This window comes from Peribacillus sp. CSMR9 (genome assembly GCF_033141925.1).
GTDB lineage: Bacteria > Bacillota > Bacilli > Bacillales > DSM-1321 > Peribacillus > Peribacillus simplex_A.
The window spans coordinates 1-6308 of record NZ_JAOPHO010000116.1 but is presented as its reverse complement, the minus strand read 5'-3'; the positions used below and the strand labels follow the sequence as shown (position 1 = coordinate 6308).

Genomic DNA, 6308 nt, shown 5'->3' with positions numbered 1-6308 from the left:
ATACCCAATAGCCGAACTCCGCCGTTTGGTTTCGGGATTTCGATACGACGGACGGGTTGCGGTTGATAGGTACCCTGCAAAAGGGCAGTTTTCATGTTGTACCATTCGGTTACGAGGTGCGGTCTCAGGTTTTGAACCGGCATTCCATCTACACCATGGCTTCCCTTATTTCTCTCTACACGCTTCAATGCCTGTATTAAGTTTTCCCTCTCTAGTATCTGTTCCATTAACATCGTTGATATCCTTTCTACGTGGATAAATGGTCTATTTGTGCCTTTATCTGCTCCACCCTTTTGAAGTTCCCCGTGTATTCACCACTTCTTCCTTCAAATAAGTTCCGTTAGGAATTGTTTGCTTCTTCGCAGATAACGAACGCCTAGTATTCATCCTCCTTAATCTGTTCGGTCCTTCCTTATCTTCTCGAGTAGACAAGTACTATGACTTCTGATGATTCAGCTGTCCATCACTGGACAGGTTACCAAGTGTACTTGGCTGTCATCAGACCTCCCCGGGTAAGAGTGCAATCTTTCTCTCCATCTATCTGCTTCATTTACTCTGTACCACCTTCGGCAGTAAGGACTTTGTTTTGTTTCGCAAACTCATCCAATGATACCTAGCCTTATATGAAGTTCGTGTTCCTCAGACCGGAGGTTTGCCGCTTGCTTCCTTCAGATTCCACGTCACCGTGGACACCCTTGCATTAAGCTAACCACTACTACTGCCTTCATGGTTCGGGACTTTCACCCTATAGATTGCACCCATGCCGGGCGCACGAAAAAGCTGCCATAAGACAGCACCGATCTTCATCTAACGCACCCTTTAATGGAATAACATGACTGACGTTTTTAAAAAACTTTATTATGTTTTAAACGACTTTTTTGTAAATTAAAAAACTTTATTTTCACTTAACGTCTGAAATAACTCAAATGGATTTCATAGCGAACATATATGTCGTTGAAATGTGTGTCTGCAGATAGAAAAATAATAATTTTGACCACGATGATATGGGCGAAATATAAAATAACCTGCAAGGCACAAGCACTAATTAATTTCGACCAACTAATTTTATACCTATAACATTTATATATGAATCATCATCGAAAGGATGATTAGATTTGTATAATAACATTGGTGATATAAACATTTCAAAACACCTCATAATAATTGTAACACTTCAATAAATGTGAATTTACTGGTAATTAGAGTTAGAATAAAAAATGTACAATACGAAGAAAAAGCGAAAAAAAGAGACAGCGATATGCTGTCTTCAGAGTGTAGACAAACCCCTTTTCCAAAAGAATTGTTGGAGAAAAAGGGGTTTTTTTATCTTTTAATTAGCATATTTAGTTGTAAATTTGAAAGAAGGACACAATATATTGTTGCTAAACTTTTTATAAAAAACAGCTGTCGACTTTGTCGACAGCCTGGAGACAGCAATATGCTGTCTTTTTTCACCACCTACAAATCCAAGTCCAACCAAATCCATGAACCCATACTCTCCTACAGCGTGGAACCCATTGCCCGTGTTCCCAATGTCCGCCACCATGACCACCACCGTGTCCGTCCCATTGACCGCCACCATGACCGCCTCCATGTCCGTCCCATTGACCACCACCATGACCGCCGCCATGTCCGTCCCATTGACCGCCACCATGACCGTCGCCATGTCCGTCCCATTGACCACCGCCCGGCCCAGGTATTCGTTCTCCGTCTATATAATAAGGCACATTATAAGGGTTAAAAGCGTAATTATAGTTATACATTCAAGAAATCCTCCCTTTTTGTTTACCCTTTCAGGCTATGTACAAAGAGGGGTTAGTGTCCTAAATGGACAACTATATTGGGCTGCCTATTTATTGTTGTCTAAAAAAAGAGAACCCACCTATCATGATAAAACGCAAAAAATGGAATTTATAACCACAAATGAAGGTATTCGCAATTTACCATTCCTAGTAATGCCGCCCCATCACCAATATTGGCCTTTCTTAAATTCTCAAAGATATAAATTTACCACCAAATACTTGCCGTCTTTCTGTGAAGTTATATCTGGTTTAAGGTGAACAAAAAGAAAGATCACTCAGCCATACACCGAGCAACCACGAATAATAAACTCTTCAGATAAAAAAGGGTATCAGCTCTTTAAATCCATCATGACGAAAGCCTTGCCGCTCTTTTAACACGTCATGTCATTAAGCAAAAGGAAATAAAGTTGAAATTGGCAGATAGATATCATAGAGAAACAACTCTTGTTTTCGAACGAGGGAATGGCCTCCCCTATTCAAAATCCACCTTACACAGAACATTTAATCGCATCTGTAGAAAAGCCGGAATTACAAAACATATAACCATTCACGGTTTACGACATACCCACGCCGTTTTACTTCTTGAATCTGGAGCCAGTTTAAAAGATGTGCAGGAACGCTTAGGACATAAATCCATTCAAACAACAGCAGATGTCTATGCTCACGTGTCAAAAAAGCTCGAAGAAAAAAGTGTGGACGGATATTCAAATTACATGGATTATGCCCAGTTGAATATGAAATAGTTTGAAATGTGGTCAAAATGTGGTCAGCCAGCCAGTTCCCTTTCATTTTTTAAAAATAAAAAAAGCCTTGGCAACTGAGAAACTCAGTAATACCAAGGCTTTGAAACTATTAATACATTGACATATATTGTTCGCGTTCCCATGGGTGAACTTGTGTGCGGAACATACTTCTTAGCATAATCAGACATCATAAAACATCACAAATGCCTGTTTAACAGCTTTTTCACAAATAGATTCACAATGAGCAAGAGTAAAATATCATGAAGTGGTGGGCAAATGTTGGGCAGGTTGGTGGGCAAAATAAACGCATATGTTTTAAGCAACTGATATAAAATATATGTATAAATTACTAAACTAAACCGAAAAGAGCAAAAATGAATAAACATAAATATAAAGGTTTACTTGCATGCAAAAGAAACTAATTTCTTGCAGAGTGGAAGTTTCCCCGTCTTAGACTCAGACCTTAAGAAAGATCCAGATTGGACAGTTGCTATTGCAGCATATAACTGGATTCAGAAGATTAAGTCAGATTTTGCAACTAGCAAGGATTTTTGTATAGTTCAAGTGATTTATAACGATGATATTGATATTACGGAGTTAGTTAAGAAGGTTAGGCCTGTAACTTAATGTGATTTACCTTTTTAAAGTGGATACATGTTTCTGCCTGTTTGTCATACATAAAGAAAAGCCAGGTCATAGACCCAGCTTTTTATATTAACCTTCTAGTCAAAAGACTTAACTAATAGTAAACTTATGTAGATGTGACCACCAAGAAACATCATAATTTACTATTAGGAGGAAAATATCAATGAATATTGCACAAGCAATGTTAGAAAAGATTCAGACTCATGATCAAAGGCTTGAAGTGCTTGCTGAACAATCACAGGTACTTGCCGAAAAAACTCAGGACATAAATCTATATATCCAGCATGTGACATCACACAACAAAGCAGTAAAATGGCTTAAATCAGGGCTTGTGGACCATCAATCTGAAACAGTAAAAGCACCTGAACCTAAGCCTGAACCTAAAACCAAACAAAAGTTCCCCCATAACAAACTAGCCGTCATTTTAAAGAGCTATTTTGATAAACATGGTGAGATGCCAAGGCATGAATTATTGAGCATCTTAAAGGAAGAACATGAGTTAGAATGGGTTAATTTTTCTGAAGTAATAACTTCATTGAAAAACAAAGACCTTCTTTTCATCGATACCTTAAGAAAACATGGAACCATATATTACGCGTTAGCAAATTAAAACCTATCATAACTCATGACTATCATAAGTCTTACACTTATGATACTACAAACTTCGCTCCTAGCGAAGAAAAATAATCTGAGATTAAATATTTAAATAGGCGGATACAATTTATCTGCCTATTTACCGTATAAATAAATGCCATGCTATAAACCGCTTAATAATATGATAGATATTTATGATAGGTTCCCAAATAGGTAAACTGCTCATAAGGTTCTCATGTAGAACCTTTTTCTATTTTATTTTCCCTTTTCCTAGTTATTGATTATTTACTTTTTAAGGGTTTATAAAATTGAAATTTGAGAGAAGGGCTTTTTTTAATCCTCGACAACTACATCAATAATCTCATCAAACTGTATATACTCAAAGGAACTATCTTTCTTCTGGATTCGTAACTCTTTCGTAACAGGATGAATGTACACACAGTATCCATGCAATTCTTTTGGATTTCCCTCATTATGTAATGTAAAACTTATTGCTAAATGATATTCCATTGCATAGTGTATATTGTTTTCAAACTCTTCAACCTGGTACTCATCAAGGGAAGGTTTTTTATCTAAGAAATAATCAACTTCACCTATTTTTTTATTTAAAGCTTTATGTTCTGGCATAATCAATGCTGCTTGCCATTTAACGAGCCCTCGATCACGAATTGTCCCCATCGAATAATTCCTCCTTTACATCCATTTTATACGAACTAACGTTCCTATAAAAGACAGAAAAAAAACCCTCCATATACTAGGCTTCATTTACCTATTTATATATAAATATATCAATTGACCTTATACAAATGTGTTTCTTTTCGTACCAATATGAGATTTAATATGGATTTTTTCCGACAATTCATTTACTTTTTATAAATAATTTAGGAAAATTATTGTAAAATGTTATTATTCTGGTACAATTATTACCGTTGGAAAATATTACATACGCCCAACTACTCAATTCGAGTAAGGGTAAACAGGGGGAAATAAAAATGAAAAAATTAGTTACATCAATGGCGTTAGGATTGCTTTTAGCGTTTCCTGCAATAAGCCATGCAGAAGAGGCGCCTTCGGCACCAACACATACCGAAGAAGAAATCCAACAAGGTATTGAAGATATGGAAAATGCCTTTGAACAAAATGAACTAGAAGTGGATCTATCTGATGACGAAGGCGTTGAAAAAGTCGTTACGGATGAAAGTGGACAAGAAATTGGCACAATGGGTATCGAAGTAGTAGACAACGAGGATGCCAATGTAATTCCAGATCGTTCTGAACTATTTACTCCTTTTGCAACAACAGTTCCAAAAGGGACAACTAAAACTTTTAAAGTATACTGGTATGCAGCTACTGTGAATTACTGGTACTATAATGATGTAACTGTTGTTAAATCAACTGGTTTGGGGCAAATCAAATCTGTATATGATGAAGATTACCTTGTTATTCCTCCTGGTCATGTATCTAGTGATTCTTTGAAAATCGTTAGAAAAAACGAAACTGCATCTAAGCCAGCAGAATCTAGATACACATTAACTTTTGATGCTCCAATCGGGAAAAAATTGTGGATTAATGGTAAAGTGAAAAATGGAAAGTTTTCTACAGGTTTTAACTAATTTACAAAGGAATGGTAAATATGAATAACATCTTATTTCCTGCATTAATTGCCGTAATTCTAGTCGCTGTGGTCATTCTATTGGTTAAGCTTTTAAAAAAAACCAAGTCTTAAAACAAAAGGTTAACACGTTTTAAAAAGAATCAGTTTAAATTGGCTGATTCTTTTTAATTTTATAGAGTTCATACCTTCTATTTTTTACTTAAGATAAACTAAATACAATAGCGTTAGTGAGGATTTATTTAGGTAAACGTCAAAAAAAATGCCCCTACTCTATTAAAAGTAGGGGCATTTGATTATTCAGCAAAGAATTTAGTGAAAGTTGCTTTACCTGCCTTCTTCTTATCTGCAGTTATCCTTTTAGCTTTCTGAAATTTAGATAATGCTGACTCAGTACCTTTTCCGAAGTTAGAATCCAGTTTTCCAGGGCTAAACCCTTTTGCATAAAGTGCAGCCTGTAAAATCCATGTAAGATTACCTTTAGCACCTTTTTTGACGGTGACGATAGCAGTTCTAGTCTTAGGACCCCATTTTCCATCCACAACTAATTTCTTATTAAATTGCTTATTAAGCTCCATTTGTAATGCTTTGACAAGGGCTGATTTAGTTTTAGGGCCATTAAATCCATCCACATTAAGACCAGCTTTATAACGGCTATTTAAGGTTTTTTGAATGGACCTGACAGTTTCATCTCCACTGTTCGAAGTATTGTCATCCTCTTTTCTATCCGGCTGTACAATAACCTCTTTAGCATTACCAAAATTGATTTTCTGACCAATTTTTAATTTTGTTGGTTCTATTCCAGGATTCGCTTTAATTAATTCTTCAACTTGTACGTCACCAGCTCCATCTTTATGAGCTATGCTCCATAAGGTATCTCCTTCTTGGATGGTGTATGTGTTAGGCGCTGGA

6 protein-coding genes and 1 pseudogene are annotated in these 6308 nt (G+C 36.3%); 3 read left to right on the top strand and 4 right to left on the bottom strand.

Annotated features, from left to right (window positions below; translation table 11 throughout):
- Together N9I19_RS23605 and N9I19_RS23600 are read right to left on the bottom strand one after the other, a co-directional pair.
- Positions 1-233 (bottom strand): annotated as a pseudogene (locus N9I19_RS23605) (group II intron reverse transcriptase/maturase); the annotation flags it as partial.
- 1218 nt (positions 234-1451) lie between these two features.
- Positions 1452-1763 carry a hypothetical protein gene (locus N9I19_RS23600; protein ID WP_317779174.1) on the bottom strand — a complete coding sequence of 104 codons (312 nt, stop codon included), beginning with the start codon at positions 1761-1763 and terminating at the stop codon, positions 1452-1454.
- Positions 1764-2215: 452 nt separating this feature from the next.
- On the opposite strand from N9I19_RS23600, the gene N9I19_RS23595 reads away from it, so the two are divergent.
- Positions 2216-2545 carry a tyrosine-type recombinase/integrase gene (locus tag N9I19_RS23595; RefSeq protein WP_317779173.1) on the top strand — a complete coding sequence of 110 codons (330 nt, stop codon included), beginning with the start codon at positions 2216-2218 and terminating at the stop codon, positions 2543-2545.
- A gap of 808 nt (positions 2546-3353) precedes the next feature.
- Complete coding sequence (locus tag N9I19_RS23590; protein ID WP_317779172.1) at positions 3354-3800, top strand: hypothetical protein; 447 nt, start codon at positions 3354-3356, stop codon at positions 3798-3800.
- A 317-nt stretch (positions 3801-4117) separates the two neighbouring features.
- Here the strand turns inward: N9I19_RS23590 and N9I19_RS23585 are convergent, their stop codons facing one another.
- The gene (locus N9I19_RS23585; RefSeq protein WP_317779171.1) at positions 4118-4462 is read right to left on the bottom strand and encodes a YolD-like family protein; all 345 of its coding nucleotides are present in this window, start codon (positions 4460-4462) and stop codon (positions 4118-4120) included.
- A 314-nt stretch (positions 4463-4776) separates the two neighbouring features.
- Between N9I19_RS23585 and N9I19_RS23580 the strand changes: the two genes are divergently transcribed.
- A complete protein-coding gene (locus N9I19_RS23580) occupies positions 4777-5397 on the top strand; it encodes a hypothetical protein (RefSeq protein WP_317779170.1) in 621 nt (206 codons plus the stop codon).
- Positions 5398-5692: 295 nt separating this feature from the next.
- On the opposite strand, the gene N9I19_RS23575 is transcribed toward N9I19_RS23580, so the two are convergent.
- The coding region (locus tag N9I19_RS23575) for a peptidoglycan-binding protein (RefSeq protein WP_317779169.1) at positions 5693-6308 on the bottom strand (616 nt) is incomplete at its 5' end.

What these genes read in the sequence shown, in the direction of transcription:
- N9I19_RS23585 (WP_317779171.1), bottom strand. Translation starts at nt 4,462, where the DNA reads ATGGGGACAATTCGTGATCGAGGGCTCGTTAAATGGCAAGCAGCATTG.
- N9I19_RS23600 (WP_317779174.1), bottom strand. Translation starts at nt 1,763, where the DNA reads ATGTATAACTATAATTACGCTTTTAACCCTTATAATGTGCCTTATTAT.
- N9I19_RS23590 (WP_317779172.1), top strand. Translation starts at nt 3,354, where the DNA reads ATGAATATTGCACAAGCAATGTTAGAAAAGATTCAGACTCATGATCAA.
- N9I19_RS23580 (WP_317779170.1), top strand. Translation starts at nt 4,777, where the DNA reads ATGAAAAAATTAGTTACATCAATGGCGTTAGGATTGCTTTTAGCGTTT.